This is a genomic window from Streptomyces acidicola (assembly GCF_009377235.1).
Taxonomy (GTDB): Bacteria; Actinomycetota; Actinomycetes; order Streptomycetales; family Streptomycetaceae; genus Streptomyces; species Streptomyces acidicola.
In genome coordinates this window covers 1-16,660 of sequence record NZ_VMNX01000061.1, presented here as the reverse complement: position 1 = coordinate 16,660, position 16,660 = coordinate 1, and the positions used below count along the sequence as shown (strand labels likewise).

The following is a 16,660-nucleotide window of genomic DNA, read 5'->3' as shown; positions in this document are numbered from 1 at the left end:
AAGCGGGTACGCCCCCCTCTGCCCGGTGCCCCGTTCCGTACAGCTCCCCGCCTGCATGTTCGGCTCGTCCGTCGGCTCAGCCGGTCTTGGGGCGGGCGAGTCCGAGGTCGTAGGCGAAGATCACGGCCTGGATGCGATCGCGAGCGCCGATCTTGGCCAGGATGCTTCGGACGTGGCTCTTGACGGTGGACTCGGCCACGACGAAGTGGGCGGAGATCTCGCCGTTGGTCCAGCCCTTGCCGATGGCGACGAGGATCTCGCGCTCCCGTTCGGTGAGACCTCTCAGCCTCGCCTGCTGAGCTGTGGTGTCAACGGGCTGCGGGACATGCTGGGCGTACTCGTCCAGGATGCGGCGGGTGAGTGCGGGAGCGATCACGGCGTCGCCGGCCGCGACGGCCCGGATGCCTGCGAGGAGTTCCTCGGGGCGCACGTCCTTCAGGAGGAACCCGCTGGCTCCTGCCCGGAGGGCGGCGTGGACGTATTCGTCGAGGTCGAAGGTGGTCAGCACGAGGATACGGGAGCGGTCGCCGGCGGCCACGATACGGCGGGTGGCCTCGATCCCGTCCATGCCGGGCATGCGGATGTCCATGAGGACGACGTCGGGGCGCAGTTCCGCCGTCAGGCGAACGGCCTCGGAGCCGTGTGCGGCCTCACCGACCATGGTCACCTCGGGTGCGGACTCCAGCAGGATGCGGAAGGCATAGCGCTGGAGCGACTGGTCGTCGACGATGAGCACGGTGGTCACAGGTCACCGCCCCGGGGAGTGAGGACAAGGGCGGCCTCCACGCTCCAGCCTCCGTCGGCCGTGGGTCCCGCGCTGACGATTCCGCCGTAGAGCGCCGCTCGTTCACGCATGCCCACCAGGCCGTGTCCTTCCTCGCCCTGTGGTTTGGCCGGGCCCGTCGGGCCGGTGTCCTGGACCCGGATCTCCAGCCGCGTGTCCTCGACGACGATCGACAGGCTCACCCGGGTGTCGGAACCAGCATGCTTGAGAGTGTTGGTGAGTGCCTCCTGGACGATGCGGTACGCCGTCAGCTGCACACCGTGGTCAAGGGTGTCCATGTCACCGCCGGTCCGGTAGGCGACCTCCGGGCCGGCAGCCCGCACGCCGGCACACAAGGTCTCGATGTCCACGATGCGGGGCTGCGGACTGAGCATGGGTCCGGACGACGGGGTGTCCGCTGCCTCGCGCAGCACGCCGAGCACCCTCCGCAGCTCGCCGAGAGCCTGGCGACCGGTGTCGCCGATCAGGTTCAGGGCTTCCTTGCCGCGTTCGGGAGCGGCATCAGTGGCGTACGCGCCCGCGTCGGCGAGGCTGACGATGATGGCGAGGTTGTGTCCGACGATGTCGTGCATCTCGCGAGCCACTCGGGCTCGTTCGGTGGCGGTCGCCAGTCTGCTGCGCTGGTCGCGCTCGATCTCCAGCCGGGCCGCCCGCTCCCGCAGCCCCGCGAGCTGGGCCCGGCGGAACCTGATCACCAGGCCGAGCGCGAGGGCTGCGGTCGCCGTGCTCAGGAGGAAGAACAGCGCGTCCCAGACGGAAACGGCCCGAGATGCGCGGACCGCGACCAGGACCATCGCGCCCGCCATGACAGCGCCGGCCCACGGCAGCTGCGGAAGCCTCCCGTGCAGGGCCAGGCTGTACAGGGCGATGAAGAGGGCGATGTCCGCGCGCAGGACGGCGCCCAGTGACCACTGGAGAATGAATACGGCCGCGATGACACTGAAGGCCGCCATCGGTCTCCGCCGCCGCCACAGCAGGGGCAGCACCAGCCCTGCCTGCAGCGCCAGCGTCGCCGCCAGTGGCTGCTCAGTGAGCAGGAGGCGCAGCTTGGGCGGGCCGTCCGAAAACGCGCCCTTGCCCAGCAGGTCCGGCAGGCAGAACATCACGACGGCCACCACGACCACCAGGGTGTCCAGCGCCCATGGATGGGCGCGGTCAGCGAGCCGCAACCGCCGGCCGCCGCGGCTCAGCCGGGCGACCAAGGGTCCCATGCCCCCGGTGTCGTCGATGCTCACGGATGTCACCTGCTCTGTGGTCCAGTCGGTTGTCGGTGGTCCAGTCGGTCGTCTCTGGCGGCAGTCGGTCGTCTGGGGTCCAGTCGATTGTCGGTGGCCCAGTCCGTTGTCCGGGGTCCAGTCGGTCAGACGTCGTTGCGCTTGAGCCGGTACGCCGCGCCCGCCAGCACGAGGACCGTCCAGCCGAGGAACACCGCCAGGCCTGCCCCGGGGGACAGGGTGGAGGAGTCGTGCGTCAGGGCGAACATGGACTCGCCCGCGGTGCTCGGCAGGTAGGGGCTGACGTTCTGCTGCCAGGAGCTCGGCAGGAGCGAGGTCAGCCCGGGTACCAGGATCAACGTGCCGACCAGCACCGAAATGCCGCCCGCCACCGACCGCAGCAGCGCGCCCAGGCCCGTACCGATCACCCCGACCAGGCCGAGGTAGAGCCCGGCCCCCAGCAGGCTCCTCGCGACGCCCGCGTCCGACAGACTCTGGGACGCCGAGGTGCCGGAGATGAGCCGGCCACCGACCAGGAAGGCCACGAACGCGCCGACCGTGCCGACCGACAGCGCCACCAGCCCGTACAACGCCGCTTTGGACCACAGCACCGGGAGTCGGCGCGGCACGGCCGCCAGCGTCGAGCGGATCATGCCGGTCGAGTACTCGCCCGCAGTCACCAGTACGCCGAGGACGCCGAGGGCCAGCTGTGCGAAGGGCACACCGAACAGGGACAGGTCCACGGCCGTGGAACGGTCGAAGTCGCTGTCCAGATTGCCGGCCGCGAACTGCCAGGAAATGATCAGTCCGAACACCAGCAGGAACAGCAGGCCGAGGGCCAGCGTGATCCACGTCGAGCGCAGGGACCACAGCTTGGCCCACTCCGAGCGCAGCACCCGCCGTCCGGTCACCCTGTAGCGGGGGCGAGTGGGAGCCGTCGGCGCCGCCTGGGGGTCGGTGGTCGCGGTAAGGGTACTCATGCCACCCTCCCGGGGGTGTCGATGCCGGTCGTGGTGCCGTGGTACTCCACGGCATCCCTGGTCAGGTCCATGAACGCCTCTTCCAGCGAGACGGTCCGCGCGCTCAGTTCGCACAGCGGGATCGCGTGTTCTGCGGCCTTCAGCCCGATCTCGCGGGCGGTGAGCCCGGTGACCTGCAGTTCCTCGGAGCCGACCTGGCCGGTGATGTCGACGCCCGGCCCCACCAGTACGTCCCGCAACCGCGCCGGATCCTGCGTCGCCACCTTCACCGTGTTGCCGCCCGCCTCGCGGACCAGGTCCCGCACGGTCGTGTCGGCGAGCAGGCGTCCGCGTCCCACGATGATCAGGTGGTCCGCGACCAGGGCCATCTCGCTCATCAGATGGGAGGAGATGAACACCGTCCTCCCTTCGGCCCCGAGTCCCGTCAGCAGATTGCGGATCCACAGCACGCCCTCCGGGTCGAGACCGTTGACCGGCTCGTCCAGCATCACCGTCTGCGGATCGCCGAGCAGCGCGGCCGCGATGCCGAGCCGCTGCCCCATGCCGAGGGAGAAGGCTCCGGCGCGCTTCTTCGCCACGCTGCCAAGACCGGCGAGGTCGATGACCTCGTCGACGCGGCGGCGAGGGATCCCGTGCGTCAGCGCGAGCGCGTTGAGGTGCTGGTACGCCGAGCGGCCCGGATGGATCGACTTCGCCTCCAGGAGCGCACCGACCTCCTGAAGCGGCGCCCGGTGCTGCCCGTAGCGACGGCCGTTCACCGTCACGGAGCCGCTCGTCGGGGCGTCCAGTCCGACGATCATGCGCATCGTGGTGGACTTCCCCGCGCCGTTGGGCCCGAGGAAGCCGGTCACGGTGCCCGGCTTCACGGTGAAGTCCAATCGGTCCACCGCGGTCTTCTCCCCGTACCTCTTGGTCAGCAGCTGTGCCTCGATCATTGGTGCGCGCCTTTCCTCGGCTCCGTGCGCCCGTCGGACGCCCCACCTCAACGTTAGGAACCGGGTGACCCGGATTCGGTCGCACCGGGGGCTGATCCGCCGGGCGGACGTCGTACCGCGGTACGACGACTACAGCGACCACCGGGCCGGTGACCGTCCGGGGCGTGTTCTTCGGGGCCGTGATCTGCGGTTCGCCGGCCTTCCGGTGGCGCCGGCCGTTGGCGGTGCTGGTGGTTGCCGCCGTCGCCACCCTCCTGACGGGGACGAGCCTGGTGTTCGGCCGTCACGGGTGGCTGGGACCGGAGATCATCGCGCTGAACGCACGGAGCGCGCCGGCCATGGCGGCCGGGCTCGCCGTCCGCAACCGGCGTGCGTACGTCGCCGCGGTCGAGGGGCGGGCCCGGCGCGCGGTGCTGTTCGCGGGCGGCACCGTCGTGGTCGCCCCGTCCGGCCTGTTCGTGCTGGGCGGCATTTCGAGGCGAGCGTCGGCCTGGCCAAGTGGGCGATAGCCCCGCCACGTGCCCCCTGTCCCAGGCCCGCCGCCTCCACGGCGCGGAGAAGCCACTGTTGCGCGCTGATCAGACGTGAGGGGCATGTGGGCCACACGCGGGGCTCACGCGCTACCCGGCCCCCACCCAGGGGCTTTTCGACCCGCATGCCGTTCTCCGCCTCGCTGTCGTCGACGCCCCACGCACCGCGACGGTGGATCACCTCTGGGGAGTTACCCGCGCGCCGGGCCACCTCAGTGTGGGGCCGGAAGCGCGTCGGCGGCCGGCCCCGTCGCGTCGGCGCGCGGGACGTGGGTCCCAGGGTCTTCTGGGCGGCGAGTTCGAGGCGGAGGCCATTCGTCATGTTCCACTCGGCGGCCTTGGCCACGGAGTAGGCGCCCGCTTCCTCGGAGGCGAACCAGGACAGGACCAAGAGGATGTTCACGATCCCGCCCCCGCCGTTCGACGCGAGAACCGGTGCGAACGCGCGGATCACGCCGAGGGTTCCGAAGACTGGGCGAGGTCTGCGGTGGCGACCGCGAGGGACTGCGTGGCCAGCGCCCAGATCAACCACGTACCGTTGACCCGACGCAGTGGCAGTGTGTGACCGGAGCAGATCAGGAAGAGCGGCACACCGTAACCGAGCACCAGCCACCCGGCCGCGCCGATGGCGGTCAGCGTGATGGCGGCGCCGTAGTGCTGGTCGAGGCCCAGCCGGGCGGCCAGCACCTCGGACGCGGCGACGACGGTGAGGAAGGCGAAGGCGCTCGGAACTGCGAGTTCGGCGCGGAAACGCTGCCACCGGTACGCCATGCGCCACAGGTAGCCCACCCACAACACCACGTATCCCACGATCGCGATCCACAGCAGGATCGCCGAGCCGGCCGTCGCACCGCCCTCGGCCAGCAGGGTGGACACCGCGGACGTGGCCATGACGAACGCGAACGCCCCCGGATTGAGGTCCTCCGCCACACCGACCACCGCACGCCGCATGCTGGGTGGCCCGGCGGGCACCGCGGCATTCGTCATAGCCTTCGCCTCCGCCTTCACCGGGCTTCACCGGGACGGCAGGTCACACACGCCGGACGTCGTCATCGACCAGCGCGTCAGGCCCACCATGGGGCTTTAGGTGAGGTCTCCTCGTGGACTCGCCGGTACGTGATCTGTTTCGCCATCGCGGCACCTTCCAGGTCCGTCGGTCACCTCGGAGCCCGCTGAGGGCCGTGTGGTCCGCCGCATAGCAGGCGCGTCCGAGGGTGTCCGATTTTCGCCCATTTTATCGGTGGACGGTCACGTGAGCCGCTCAAGCACCTGTCGGGGAGCCTCCCGCGACCGCTCGGTACGGCCGACACGTCGCACTTGGTCTCGGCACTTGGTCTCGCGGTCGGTTCGTCCTCGGCGGGGTTCGGCGGGGCATCTCCATCAGTTCTCGGCGGGCGTCGCCATCAGTCCTCGTCCGGGACGGCCTCCGCGCCGTTCCGGCCGTGCAGGCGGACGAAGATCGGGTTGGCCGCTGCGGTGGCCGTGTTCAGGGTCTCGGCCTCCTCGGTACGGCCGTCGGACCGTAGGGCGCGGACGAGGTCGTGGACCACGGCCGCCTCGTTCCACTCGTAGTCACCCGACCGGTAGACGGTCAGGGCCGCTTCGAAGTCGGCGTACGCCTCCGGGTAGTGGCCGAGGTCGCGGTGGGCGACTCCGCGCAGGTGGTGGGCCATGGCGCCCGCGTAGGCGTCTCCCGCGCGGCCGGTCACGTCGACGGCGTGGGTCAGCGGTTCGAGGGCCTCGCCGGGCCTGCCCGCCTTCAGGTGCAGCCAGCCCACGTCCCGCTGGGTGTGGGCGGACCACATCTCGTCGCCGAGCTGCTGGAAGATACCGAACGCCGTACTCGCCGTGGCGGCGGCCTCGTCCAGGTTGCCCATGCCGGCCAGGACACGGATCTTCGCGTTGGTGACCCGCCCGACCCAGTGGCGCTCCCCCATCGGTCCGAAGATCTCTTCCGCCCGCCGGTAGCAGTCGAGGGCGTCGTCACGGCGGCCGAGGAGACGGTAGATCTTGCCGAGGGCGTAGCGGCAGGCGCCTTCCCATCTGCGGTCGTTCAGGAACCGGAAGTCGTGGACGGCCGATTCCAGCAGTGGCGCCGCCTCCTCCGGACGGCGCAGGTATCCGAGGGTTTCGGCCAAGGTCCGCTGAAGCCGGGCCCGTGCTCGGAGGTCACCGGCGTGCTCGGCCAGCCGCAGCGCCTCCCGCTGGCTCTGTTCGGCGAGTTCCGGCTTGCCCCGCCATCTCTGGAACTCGCCCAGTTTTTCGAGGGAGTTGAGGACGTGCCAGGAGTCCTGGGCGGTCCGCAGCCGCTCCACCGCCGCGGTCATGTGGCGCAGGGCCTCCCGGAAGTCGTTCTTCGCGGCGTGAGCGCGGGCGACGACCATTTCGTCCCTCGCCCGGTCGACCGGGACCGGGTCCGTCACCGTCGTCTCCCCGGCATCCGCGTCGCCGGTCGCCAGCAGCGTCAGTGCCGTGTCCGGCGCGCCCTCGGCCAGTGCCGCCGCCGCGCGGGCACGGCGCAGGCTGCCCTGCACCCGCGGCCTGGCCCCGGACGGCGTGCTGAACAGCCAGTCCGCGGCGCCGGCTGCGAGGGTGATGTCGTCGAGGAAGTAGGAGAGGGCCTCGCCGATCTCGGCCGCCTCCGTGTCCATGCCAAGACTGCGGCCCCGGGCGACGGCCCACTGGAGCCGCTCCTGCTCGTCCGAGACCCAGGCGGCGGCCGACGACCGGTCCAGGTCGTCGACCTGCTCCGGGGACACTTCCGCCGCGAGTTCCGGGGCACGCCGTGCGGCCAGATGGACGACGGTGTTCCGGAAGGCCCGCACCAGTCGGGCTTCCAAGCGCTGTTGCTCGTCGGGCGGCAGGTGGTCGTACTGCTCGGCCGCGTAGACGCGGATCAGGTCGTGGACGTGGTAGCGGGCGTCCCCTCCGTCGTCGTCCCGGGCCTCCATCAGGCTGACCTCGATCAGCTCGTCGCAGGCCGCGACTCCTGCTCTCCCCGCACCCACGACGGATGCGAAGTGCCAGTCCGTGAGCCGTCCGACCGGCAGCGTCGCGATCAGTCCGAAGGCCGTACGGGTGGACTCCTCCAACTCCCGGTGGGTGAAGCCCAGGCAGGCCTCCAGGCTCTTGTCGTCGTGGACGAGTTCGCGCAGCCGATGCCGCTCGTCCTCCAGGCGTGTCCGCATCCGCGCCAGGCTCAGGTCCGGCCGGTGCTTCAGCTTGGAGCCGACGATGCGCAGCGCCAGGGGAAGCCGGCCGCAGAACAGGGCGATCTGCAGGGCGACGGCCGGGTCGGCGGCGATACGGTCCTGGCCGGCGTAGTGCGCGAGAACGTCCAGCGCCTCGTTCTCGTCGGGAAGGAAGACCTGCACAGGGGGGCGCGTGACGTCTCCGGCGGAGAGCGCCTTGCGGCTGGTGATCAGCACCGCGCACCCCGAACCCACCGGGAGCAGCGGCCGTACCTGTTCGGTGCTGTGCGCGTTGTCGAGCACGAACAGCAGCCGCCGGTCATTGGTCAGGGTGCGCAGCAGCGCGGCTCGGTCCTCGGCGTCGGCCGGGATGTCCTCGCGTGCGACATCGAGTCGCAGCAGGAGCCGCTCCAAGGCATCGGCGCTGGTCCGGGGCTCGTCGCCGTCGCCCCGCAGTTCGAGGTACAACTGGCCGTCCGGGTATTCGTCCCGCACCCGGTGCGCCGCGTTGAGGGCGAGCGTGGTCTTTCCTGTCCCCGGCGCCCCGTGGACGACGAAGATCTTCGACTGACTGTCCATGGGACGGACGGCGAGCGCCCCGCCCGTCGGTGCCGGAACGTCCCGGAGCAGGGCGAGTAACCCGTCGAGCAGGACCTCCCGCCCCACCCAGGGCTCGGCGCCCGGCAGATCGTGCCGCGGCACGCTCCGCGGGGCTGCGGGTGCGGGTGCGACCGTCTGTTGCTGGGTGCGCACCATGAGGTACCAGGCGAGGCCGCCTACCAGTACGGCCACCCCGCCGCACACGGCGATGGCCGTCGGGCCGTTGAAGACGTTGAAAATGATGTCACCGGTCATGCTCAGCGCGGCCACCGTGCCGCTGACGGCGCCGGCACCGGCGACCCAGTACGGCGCGCGACGTGAACTGACCTGCTCCGCCATGGAATTCCCCCGTGAAGTCAGCGTGGCGTGAGCCGATGATGCCACGACCACGCGCCCCGCGGACAGCGGCTTCACCTGGCCCGGGGAGCGCCTTGGGAAGCAGCGTCGGTGTGTGGGTGCGTGCGTGCCGTCTTCTGCGCTTCAGTCGCGCTCCCCCGCCCGCGCTGTGCGTGACGGGCCATGAGTTTGCCCAGCTCCCAGAGTGCGAGGAGGACGAGGGCGGAGAGAAACGCCCAGCCGAACTGGCGCAGGGAGATGTCGGTGGTGCCGAGGATCGTGCGGAAGCCGTCCAGTTGGGTCGCCAGGACCGCGAGCACGAACTGGGCCAGGGCCACCCAGTTCATCTGCTTGCTGTCGAACGTGCTCGGGGTCAGGACCGAGCCGGTTTCGCTGCGGCACTCGAACGCGGCCACGATCAGACAGAGCGCGAAAGCGGTGAACGCCATCGAGTTGCCGGTGTGGAAGCTGCCGTAGCGGGATGCGCCCAGTTCTGTCAGGCCGAGGAGGATGACCGTGATGGCCAGTCCGCTGAGTACGACCGTCAGCAGCACCGGGCGGGTCAGGACCGACTCGCCCCGGGGACGGGGCCTGCGCCGCATCAGCCCGGGGGTCTCCTTGTCGAAGCCCAGGGCGAAACCGAAGGACGCGTTGACCACGAAGTGGATCCACAGGACCTGGGGCGGTGTGAAGGGTTCGCCCGCCGCGATGTTGAGGATGGTGGCGCCGAGGAAGGTCAGGACGAACGTGACCAGGAGGAGCAGCACGAAGCGGATGTACTTGGTCAGGTTGTCGTAGATCTTCCGGCCCTGTTCGACGGCGTACACGATGGTCGCGAAGTTGTCGTCGGAGAGGATCATCCGGCCCGCGTTCTTCGCCACGTCCGTGCCGCTGCCCATGGCGATGCCGATGTCGGCGGACTTGATCGCGGGTGCGTCGTTGACTCCGTCGCCGGTCATCGCGACGACATCGCCCTTCTTCTTGAGTGTGTCGGCGAGCAGCACCTTGTGTTCGGGGGCGACTCGGCCGAGGACGCCGATGTCGTCGATGCGGGCCAGGCGTTCGTCCTCCGGGAGCGCCGCGAAGTCCGTGCCCAGGACGGCCTCGCCGGGGATGCCGAGCCGGCGGGCGATGGCCGCGCCGGTGGTGACGTCGTCCCCGGTCACCATGCGGACGCGGATGTGGGCGGCCTGGGCGTTCGCGACGGCGGCGCCGGACTCCTCGCGCGGTGGGTCGACCATGCCGACGAGGCTGGTCATGCGCAACTCGGTGACGTAGGAGAGCAGATCACCGTCGGGGTCGAAGCCGGCGGGGTCCAGGTCACGGGTGGCGGCGGCCATCACCCGGCGGCCCTCACCGCCCATGCGCTCGGTCTGCGCCTCGGCACGCCCGCTGAGGCCGGCGTCCCACGGGATGGTCGAACCCGCGGAGAGCGCGGTCGTCGCGCGGGACATGACGGCGGGGGCGGCGCCCTTGACGAAGCACCGCACCACCGGGCGGCCCGTGACGTCGGCCGTGGAGTTGAAGGTGGCCATCAGTTTGTAGCCGGGGTCGAAGGGGAGGGTGGCGAGGCGGGGCAGCCGCTCCCGGGTGGCCTCGATGTCCAGGCCGGCCTTGTGTGCCAGGACCAGGAACGCGCCCTCGGTCGGGTCGCCCACGACATCGCCGTCCACCAGCCGGGCATCGTTGGCGACCAGGTACGGCAGGACCGCGTCCTCGATGCCCGCAGAGGTGCCCGCGGCGTGGTGGACGCGTCCTTCGAGTCCGTAGCCCGTGCCCGAGACGGTGTACCGGTCCGTGGGGCTGACGACCTCCACCACGGTCATCTGGTTCATCGTCAGGGTGCCGGTCTTGTCGGAGTTGATCGCCGAGGTGAACGCCAGTGTCTCGACCGACGGAAGCTCCTTGACGATCGCGTTGCGCTTCGCCAGGTTCAGGCTGCCGATGGAGAGGATCGCCTGGGTCACCGTCGGCAGCGCCTCCGGAATCGCGGCGATGGCCAGGGAGACCGCGCTGACGAAGAGCGCGTCCCACTGCAGACCACGGCTGTGCCCGAGGACGAACATCACGATCATGGTCAGGCCCGCTGCGGCCGTGATCCACAAGGTCAGGGCGTTGAGTTCCCGGGTGAGCGGCGGCTCCTCCTTCTCCGTCGCCGACAGCATTCCGGAGATCTTTCCGAGCTCCGTGTGCGCGCCGGTCCCCGTGATGACGAGGACACCGCTGCCGTGAGTGACCGCGGTGTTCATGAACGCCATGTTCGTCTGGTCCCCCGGGCCCGGCCGGGCGTCCGGCAGTGTCCGCAACGTCTCGGTGTCCTTCACCGCGGGAACGCTCTCGCCGGTCATCGCCGACTCGTCGATCTGCAGGGCGTGCGCCTCTACGATCCGTCCGTCGGCGGGGACCTGGTCGCCCGCGGTGATGAGCACGACGTCGCCGACGACGAGTTCCTCCGCCGGGATCTCCGACTCGGTGCCGTCGCGCCGTACCCGGGCCGTCGCCCGCATCATCGACTTGAGCGCGTTCATCGCGCTCTCGGCCTTGCCCTCCTGGCGCAGGCCCACGACCGCGTTCAGCAGCGTCAGCACGATGAGCACGACAGCCGTGCCCCACTGGGCGATCAGCAGCGACACCACCGCGGCCGCGACCAGGACGATCTGCATGTAGCTGCGGTACTGGCGCAGGAACCGCCGCCATGCCGGCTCCGGTTTCTCCTCCGGCAGGGCGTTCGGCCCTTTCCCGGCCAGCAGTTCCGCGGCCCGGACCGCGAAGAGGCCGGCCGCCGGGTCGACCCCGAGAGCGGTCGCGACCTGCTCAGGGGAGCGTGCGTACCAGGCGCCGGGGCCGGGGGACCGTTCCGCCTCGTGATTCGACGCCGCGTGATTCGACTCTGCCGTCATGGCCGGACCTCCGGATGCGCGCCTACCTGCCGCGCTTCCCCACGCGTGGGTGCGCGGCCGCATAGGGGTCGGCCGCGGCACCCTTGGGGGCCTCGGCCTCCAGATCGCGCCGTGTCGCCTGGAGGGCCTTGCGGGCCTCCTTGCTCACCGTCGGGTACTGGGGGTCGATGTCCATCAGCACATGTGCCAGCACGGCGGCGGTACAGATGCGTGCGAACCATTTCCGGTCGGCGGGCACGACGTACCAGGGTGCCCAGGCCGTACTGGTCGCCGAGAGCATCTCGGAGAACGCGCGCTGGTAGTCGTCCCAGTACCGGCGCTCGCGGGCGTCGGCGGCGGAGAACTTCCAGTTCTTCTCCGGCCGGTCGATGCGCTTCAGGAAGCGCACGCGCTGCTCCTCCTTGGAGAGGTTCAGGAAGACCTTCACCACCTTGAAGCCGTTGTCCGTGAGATAGCGCTCCCAGTCGTTGATCTCCCGGTACCTGCGGTCCCAGATGTCCGGGCCGCGTGAGTGCTCCGGCAGTTTCTGTCGTTCGAGGTTCTCCGGGTGGACGCGTACGACCAGGACCTCCTCGTAGTGGGAGCGGTTGAAGATGGCGATCTCACCGCGCGAGGGCAGCCGGGCGGCATAGCGCCACAGGTAGTCGTGGTCCAGTTCCTCGGCGGAGGGCACCTTGAAGCTGCTCACCTTCACGCCCTGCGGGTTCACCCCGCTCATGACGTGCCGGATCGTGCCGTCCTTGCCTCCGGCGTCGAGTCCCTGAAGACAGAGCAGGACGCCGTACGTGTCCTGAGCCGCGAGCCGTTCCTGGTACTCGGCGAGCAACTCCACGCCCGTACCCAGGAGCTCGACTCCGTGGCTCTTCTTCAGGCCGCCCTTGTAGCGCGGGTCGAAGTCCCCGCTCAGGTCCACCCGCGATCCGGGTGTCACCCGCAGCGGCTCGATCAGGCTTGCGATCCGCTGGGCCCTCGGGTCCGCCATCTCACGCCCGCCCTTCCTGCTCCCGGCCCTTTCCCGGCTCTTTCCCTGCTCTATCTGGGGGGCCTGCGGCCTCCCGCGCGCACGTCGTGTCCGATGGTCCGGTGTTGTGGGCGCGGTGTTCGACCGGGAGCCGCCGGGCTCCTCCTCAAGGATCACCCCGGGAACGCCGCCCCGCCACAGCGGGCGGCGGGGCCGCGTCACCCACGGAGAGCGGTCGGCGGAGCCGGGTCGCCCACGGAGAGCGGTCGGCGGGCGGTTGTCAGTGGTGGGTGCCACGCTGGGCACACACGTAATGGCACACACCTGAAGGCACACAGAGGATCCACGGAAGGACATGATCAGCATGATCACCACGGACTTCGTCCCCGGCTCCCCCTGTTGGCTCGACCTCGGCGCTCCCGACGTCCGCGCCGCGGCGGCCTTCTACAGCGCCGTGCTCGGGTGGGACTACGAATCCATGGGTGAGGGAGAGGACATGGAGGGCGGCATGTTCCGGAAGGACGGCAAGATCGTCGCCGGGCTCGGCAAACTCACCGAGGAAGGCGCCCGTCCGGCCTGGATGATCTACTACAACGTCGCCGACGCCGACGCCACGACCCGGGCCGTGGAGCGCGCCGGCGGCACCGTACGGGTGGCCCCGGCGGACCTCGGCGACTGGGGCCGGATGGCGCAGTACAGCGACCCGCTTCAAGGCCAGTTCGCCGTCTGGCAGCCGGGCACGGACAAGGGTGTCGAGCTGGTGGACAAGCCCGGCTCGCTGTGCTGGACCGAGTTGTACACCACCGACGCCGCGGCCGCGAAGGAGTTCTACGGCGGTATCTTCGGCTGGCAGTTCAGCGATACGGAGCTGCCCGGTGGCGGGGGCACGTACTCCCTCATCACCCCCGCCGGGCTTCCCCCGGAGCGCATGCACGGCGGCCTCATGGAGCTCCCCAAGGAGCACCTCGCCCTGGCGAACGGGCGGCCTTACTGGCACCCGGTCTTCGCCGTCGCCGACTGCGACGCCACGGTCGCCAAGGTCACCGAGAACGGCGGCAGCGTGCAGATGGGGCCCGCGGACGCGGAGGGCGTCGGCCGGCTCGCCGTCTGCCTCGACCCGTCGAACGCGGACTTCGTGGTGCTCACCTCGGCCGAGAGCTGAACCCCGACGCGGAGGCGGCTCTCGGGCTCCGAGTGCCCTTGGGCCAGATCCTCTGTCCGCCCACGAGTCGTGGCTGTTATCGCCTCGGCCAGTCCGGTCGGCCGGCGTCCTCTCCTGCCAGCAGTTCTGCCGCCTGGTGCTGGGTGTGTTCTGCCGCGATCCGGGCTTCCGCTACGACATCTCCACGTTCGCGTACCAGGTCTTCATAGATCGGCAGGTGATCGCTTTCAGCGTGCATGCCTGAGGTCTTTTCCGCGAGCTCGCTCCTGTTATGCCGTCAGACCCGGTTGAGCCGAGCGGCGATCCCGTGACCGATCAGCAAATACACACCGGCCGGAAGACCATAATTAAGGGCAACGCGTAGACCTTCTGTGTCCATCGTGAAGATGTCCCGTGCCCACCCGGACAGCCAGTCCGCCGTTCCGTGCACGAAATCGACGAATGCATTCGCCTGGTTGGCGTCAAGCAGGTAGAGCACGATCCACAGACCCAGCAAGCCCGCCGCGACGTCGGCGATCGTGCAGATCGCGAGAGCGGTCCGCCGTGCGGCGACCTGGTTGCGCATGGACCGTTCGGGCCTGGAGGAGTGGTCGTACGTCTGGTATCCAGGAGCCGGGTCGATGTTGCTCACAAGAAATCCAATCCGAGGCGCTGTCGTGTCGAAAGGTCGCCCGGCGCCGAGATTCAGCCCGCGGGCAACCCACTTCTTTCTGCCTCAGCGTCACGCATGCGCGACCGTGTTACACCCCGTCCGTTATGGACCAAATATGACTTCCTATTCGGGCACTTACCCAAATGTTTGCGCGGGAGGGCATATTGCGGATGGCATGGAATAAGCGTCGTGCGCCATACGTCATGCGTCATGATCACGCGGCATGCGCCAGGGGGCCAGGGAACAGATAACAGGTAACACATGGGGGGGGGAATCAAGGAGCGGGGAATGGGTAACAGGGAAGGCCGGCTCGACGCTGTGGGCGTCGAGCCGGCCTTTGCCGTTGTGTGTATGTGCGTATCTGTTATGTGCGTCTGCCGTCTACCGTCTGCCTCGGGCAGGGCTGGTCAGTCCGTGCCGAGTTCCATCGCGGCGCGGTCGAGGAGTTCGTCGTCACCGGAGACCTCGCCGCGGGAGGCGATGGCCTCGGCGCCGCCCTCCGGGAGGGTGCCGATCAGGCCGGTCGCGGCCGCCTGGGCGGCGCCGATGGCGGGGCCCGAGGTGCCGATCAGGCCGAGCCCGGCGTACTGCTCCAGCTTGGCGCGCGAGTCGGCGATGTCGAGGTTGCGCATGGTGAGCTGGCCGATCCGGTCCACCGGGCCGAACGCCGAGTCCTCGGTGCGCTCCATGGACAGCTTGTCCGGGTGGTAGCTGAACGCCGGACCCGTGGTGTCGAGGATCGAGTAGTCCTCACCGCGCCGCAGCCGCAGCGTGACCTCGCCAGTGACCGCCGAGCCGACCCAGCGCTGCAGCGACTCGCGGATCATCAGCGACTGCGGGTCGAGCCAGCGGCCCTCGTACATCAGCCGGCCGAGACGCCGCCCCTCGGTGTGGTACTGGGCGAGGGTGTCCTCGTTGTGGATCGCGTTGACCAGGCGCTCGTACGCCGCGTGCAGCAGGGCCATGCCGGGGGCCTCGTAGATGCCACGGCTCTTGGCCTCGATGATCCGGTTCTCGATCTGGTCCGACATGCCGAGGCCGTGGCGGCCACCGATGGCGTTGGCCTCCATGACCAGGTCGACCGGGGAGACGAACTCCTTGCCGTTGATCTTCACCGGGCGGCCCTGGTCGAAGCCGATCGTCACGTCCTCGGTGAGGATCTCGACCTCGGGGTCCCAGAACCGCACGCCCATGATGGGCTCCACGGTCTCCACCCCGGTGTCCAGGTGCTCCAGGGTCTTGGCCTCGTGGGTGGCGCCCCAGATGTTGGCGTCGGTGGAGTACGCCTTCTCCGTGCTGTCCCGGTAGGGCAGGTCGTGGGCGAGCAGCCACTCCGACATTTCCTTGCGGCCGCCGAGCTCGGTCACGAAGTCCGCGTCCAGCCAGGGCTTGTAGATCCGCAGGTGGGGGTTGGCGAGCAGGCCGTACCGGTAGAACCGCTCGATGTCGTTGCCCTTGAAGGTCGAGCCGTCGCCCCAGATCTGTACGTCGTCCTCAAGCATCGCCCTGACCAGGAGCGTGCCGGTGACGGCGCGGCCGAGCGGCGTGGTGTTGAAGTAGGCACGCCCGCCCGAGCGGATGTGGAACGCCCCGCAGGTGAGTGCGGCCAGTCCCTCCTCGACCAGCGCCGCGCGGCAGTCGACCAGGCGCGCGATCTCGGCGCCGTAGGTCTTCGCACGGCCGGGCACCGAGGCGATGTCGGGCTCGTCGTACTGGCCGATGTCGGCGGTGTAGGTGCACGGGACGGCACCCTTGTCGCGCATCCACGCGACCGCGACCGAGGTGTCGAGGCCGCCCGAGAAGGCGATGCCGACGCGCTCGCCGGTGGGAAGGGAGGTGAGGACCTTGGACATGGGAAGAGTATGCATGCTTTCGCATGATCATGCAAAGCCCGAGTTCTCAGCTCTGCGCCCTGAGCTCCGGGCTCCGGGCTCCGGGCTCCGGGCTCCGGGCTCCGGCCGACGCGGCGCTACGGGACATGCGCGCCCCAAGGTGCCAACAGGTCCACGACGAAACCGCGCCACACCTCCACCGTTGATCCGTTATCGTTTCGTGATCGGTTCGGTCTGATCCGATCACTTCCTCATCACACTCTGAAAGAACATGAGCGCGCACAACACCAAGCCTTCCAACGCCCGCCGCCGTCAGAGCGACCGCGTGTACGCCTCCAGGCGCCGAGGGAACCGAGGAAACCGGGGAAACCCAAGGAAGGGCACCTGGTTGGGAGGTCTGGCAGTGGTGGCCGTGCTCGGGGCCGCCGGATTCGCCGCGATGGGGTGGGCATCGGGAGGCGCGGGAGAGTTACCGGACAACGCCGGTTCCACCGAGCAAGCCAGGCCCACGTCCGCGCCGTCCCGGCCCGCCCCCGGCCCCAACGGCACCAGCAGCCCCTCAGCCACGGGGAGTCCGTCCCCC

Annotated in this window: 12 protein-coding genes and 1 pseudogene; 3 read left to right on the top strand and 10 right to left on the bottom strand. The window is 69.7% G+C overall.

Annotated features, from left to right (window positions below; all coding sequences use genetic code 11):
- Window positions 1-76: 76 nt before the first annotated feature.
- The 4 genes from FPZ41_RS18265 to FPZ41_RS18250 form a co-directional block, all read right to left on the bottom strand.
- Window positions 77-745 carry a response regulator transcription factor gene (locus tag FPZ41_RS18265; protein WP_322620392.1) on the bottom strand — a complete coding sequence of 223 codons (669 nt, stop codon included), beginning with the start codon at window positions 743-745 and terminating at the stop codon, window positions 77-79.
- On the bottom strand, window positions 742-2,028 hold the full coding sequence (locus FPZ41_RS18260) for a sensor histidine kinase (RefSeq protein WP_322620391.1): 1,287 nt from the start codon (window positions 2,026-2,028) through the stop codon (window positions 742-744). Before FPZ41_RS18260 ends, FPZ41_RS18265 begins: the two co-directional genes overlap by 4 nt.
- Window positions 2,029-2,144: 116 nt before the next feature.
- Window positions 2,145-2,978, bottom strand: coding sequence for an ABC transporter permease (locus FPZ41_RS18255; RefSeq protein WP_152863931.1), 834 nt, complete (start codon window positions 2,976-2,978; stop codon window positions 2,145-2,147).
- Entirely contained in the window at window positions 2,975-3,913 is a 939-nt protein-coding gene (locus FPZ41_RS18250) for an ABC transporter ATP-binding protein (RefSeq protein ID WP_152863929.1), read from the bottom strand. Before FPZ41_RS18250 ends, FPZ41_RS18255 begins: the two co-directional genes overlap by 4 nt.
- Before the next feature lie 149 nt (window positions 3,914-4,062).
- Here FPZ41_RS18250 and FPZ41_RS47105 point away from each other — a divergent pair, with 149 nt between their 5' ends.
- Window positions 4,063-4,422, top strand: a complete 360-nt coding sequence (locus tag FPZ41_RS47105; protein WP_194236135.1) for a hypothetical protein — start codon at window positions 4,063-4,065, stop codon at window positions 4,420-4,422.
- Between the two features lie 471 nt (window positions 4,423-4,893).
- Here FPZ41_RS47105 and FPZ41_RS18240 read toward each other — a convergent pair whose 3' ends face one another.
- From FPZ41_RS18240 to FPZ41_RS18225, 4 genes are all read right to left on the bottom strand, one after another.
- Window positions 4,894-5,430 carry an SLAC1 family transporter gene (locus FPZ41_RS18240; RefSeq protein WP_407698792.1) on the bottom strand — a complete coding sequence of 179 codons (537 nt, stop codon included), beginning with the start codon at window positions 5,428-5,430 and terminating at the stop codon, window positions 4,894-4,896.
- Between the two features lie 416 nt (window positions 5,431-5,846).
- On the bottom strand, window positions 5,847-8,573 hold the full coding sequence (locus FPZ41_RS18235; RefSeq protein ID WP_152863927.1) for a tetratricopeptide repeat protein: 2,727 nt from the start codon (window positions 8,571-8,573) through the stop codon (window positions 5,847-5,849).
- 71 nt (window positions 8,574-8,644) lie between these two features.
- The gene (locus tag FPZ41_RS18230; RefSeq protein ID WP_152863925.1) at window positions 8,645-11,470 is read right to left on the bottom strand and encodes a cation-translocating P-type ATPase; all 2,826 of its coding nucleotides are present in this window, start codon (window positions 11,468-11,470) and stop codon (window positions 8,645-8,647) included.
- Between the two features lie 22 nt (window positions 11,471-11,492).
- Complete coding sequence (locus FPZ41_RS18225) at window positions 11,493-12,452, bottom strand: polyphosphate kinase 2 family protein (RefSeq protein ID WP_152863923.1); 960 nt, start codon at window positions 12,450-12,452, stop codon at window positions 11,493-11,495.
- A gap of 343 nt (window positions 12,453-12,795) precedes the next feature.
- Here FPZ41_RS18225 and FPZ41_RS18220 point away from each other — a divergent pair, with 343 nt between their 5' ends.
- Window positions 12,796-13,593, top strand: a complete 798-nt coding sequence (locus FPZ41_RS18220; protein WP_152863921.1) for a VOC family protein — start codon at window positions 12,796-12,798, stop codon at window positions 13,591-13,593.
- A gap of 277 nt (window positions 13,594-13,870) precedes the next feature.
- On the opposite strand, the gene FPZ41_RS18215 is transcribed toward FPZ41_RS18220, so the two are convergent.
- The gene (locus FPZ41_RS18215) at window positions 13,871-14,224 is read right to left on the bottom strand and encodes a hypothetical protein (protein WP_322620390.1); all 354 of its coding nucleotides are present in this window, start codon (window positions 14,222-14,224) and stop codon (window positions 13,871-13,873) included.
- Between the two features lie 428 nt (window positions 14,225-14,652).
- Entirely contained in the window at window positions 14,653-16,098 is a 1,446-nt protein-coding gene (argG, locus tag FPZ41_RS18210) for an argininosuccinate synthase (protein WP_152863917.1), read from the bottom strand.
- A 367-nt stretch (window positions 16,099-16,465) separates the two neighbouring features.
- On the opposite strand from argG, the pseudogene FPZ41_RS48335 reads away from it, so the two are divergent.
- Window positions 16,466-16,660: pseudogene (locus tag FPZ41_RS48335) on the top strand (DUF3152 domain-containing protein); the annotation flags it as partial.

Coding starts and splice junctions, on each gene's coding strand:
- FPZ41_RS18255 (WP_152863931.1), bottom strand. CDS start 2,978: ATGAGTACCCTTACCGCGACCACCGACCCCCAGGCGGCGCCGACGGCT.
- FPZ41_RS18250 (WP_152863929.1), bottom strand. CDS start 3,913: ATGATCGAGGCACAGCTGCTGACCAAGAGGTACGGGGAGAAGACCGCG.
- FPZ41_RS18240 (WP_407698792.1), bottom strand. CDS start 5,430: ATGACGAATGCCGCGGTGCCCGCCGGGCCACCCAGCATGCGGCGTGCG.
- FPZ41_RS18235 (WP_152863927.1), bottom strand. CDS start 8,573: ATGGCGGAGCAGGTCAGTTCACGTCGCGCGCCGTACTGGGTCGCCGGT.
- FPZ41_RS18230 (WP_152863925.1), bottom strand. CDS start 11,470: ATGACGGCAGAGTCGAATCACGCGGCGTCGAATCACGAGGCGGAACGG.
- FPZ41_RS18225 (WP_152863923.1), bottom strand. CDS start 12,452: ATGGCGGACCCGAGGGCCCAGCGGATCGCAAGCCTGATCGAGCCGCTG.
- FPZ41_RS18220 (WP_152863921.1), top strand. CDS start 12,796: ATGATCACCACGGACTTCGTCCCCGGCTCCCCCTGTTGGCTCGACCTC.
- argG (WP_152863917.1), bottom strand. CDS start 16,098: ATGTCCAAGGTCCTCACCTCCCTTCCCACCGGCGAGCGCGTCGGCATC.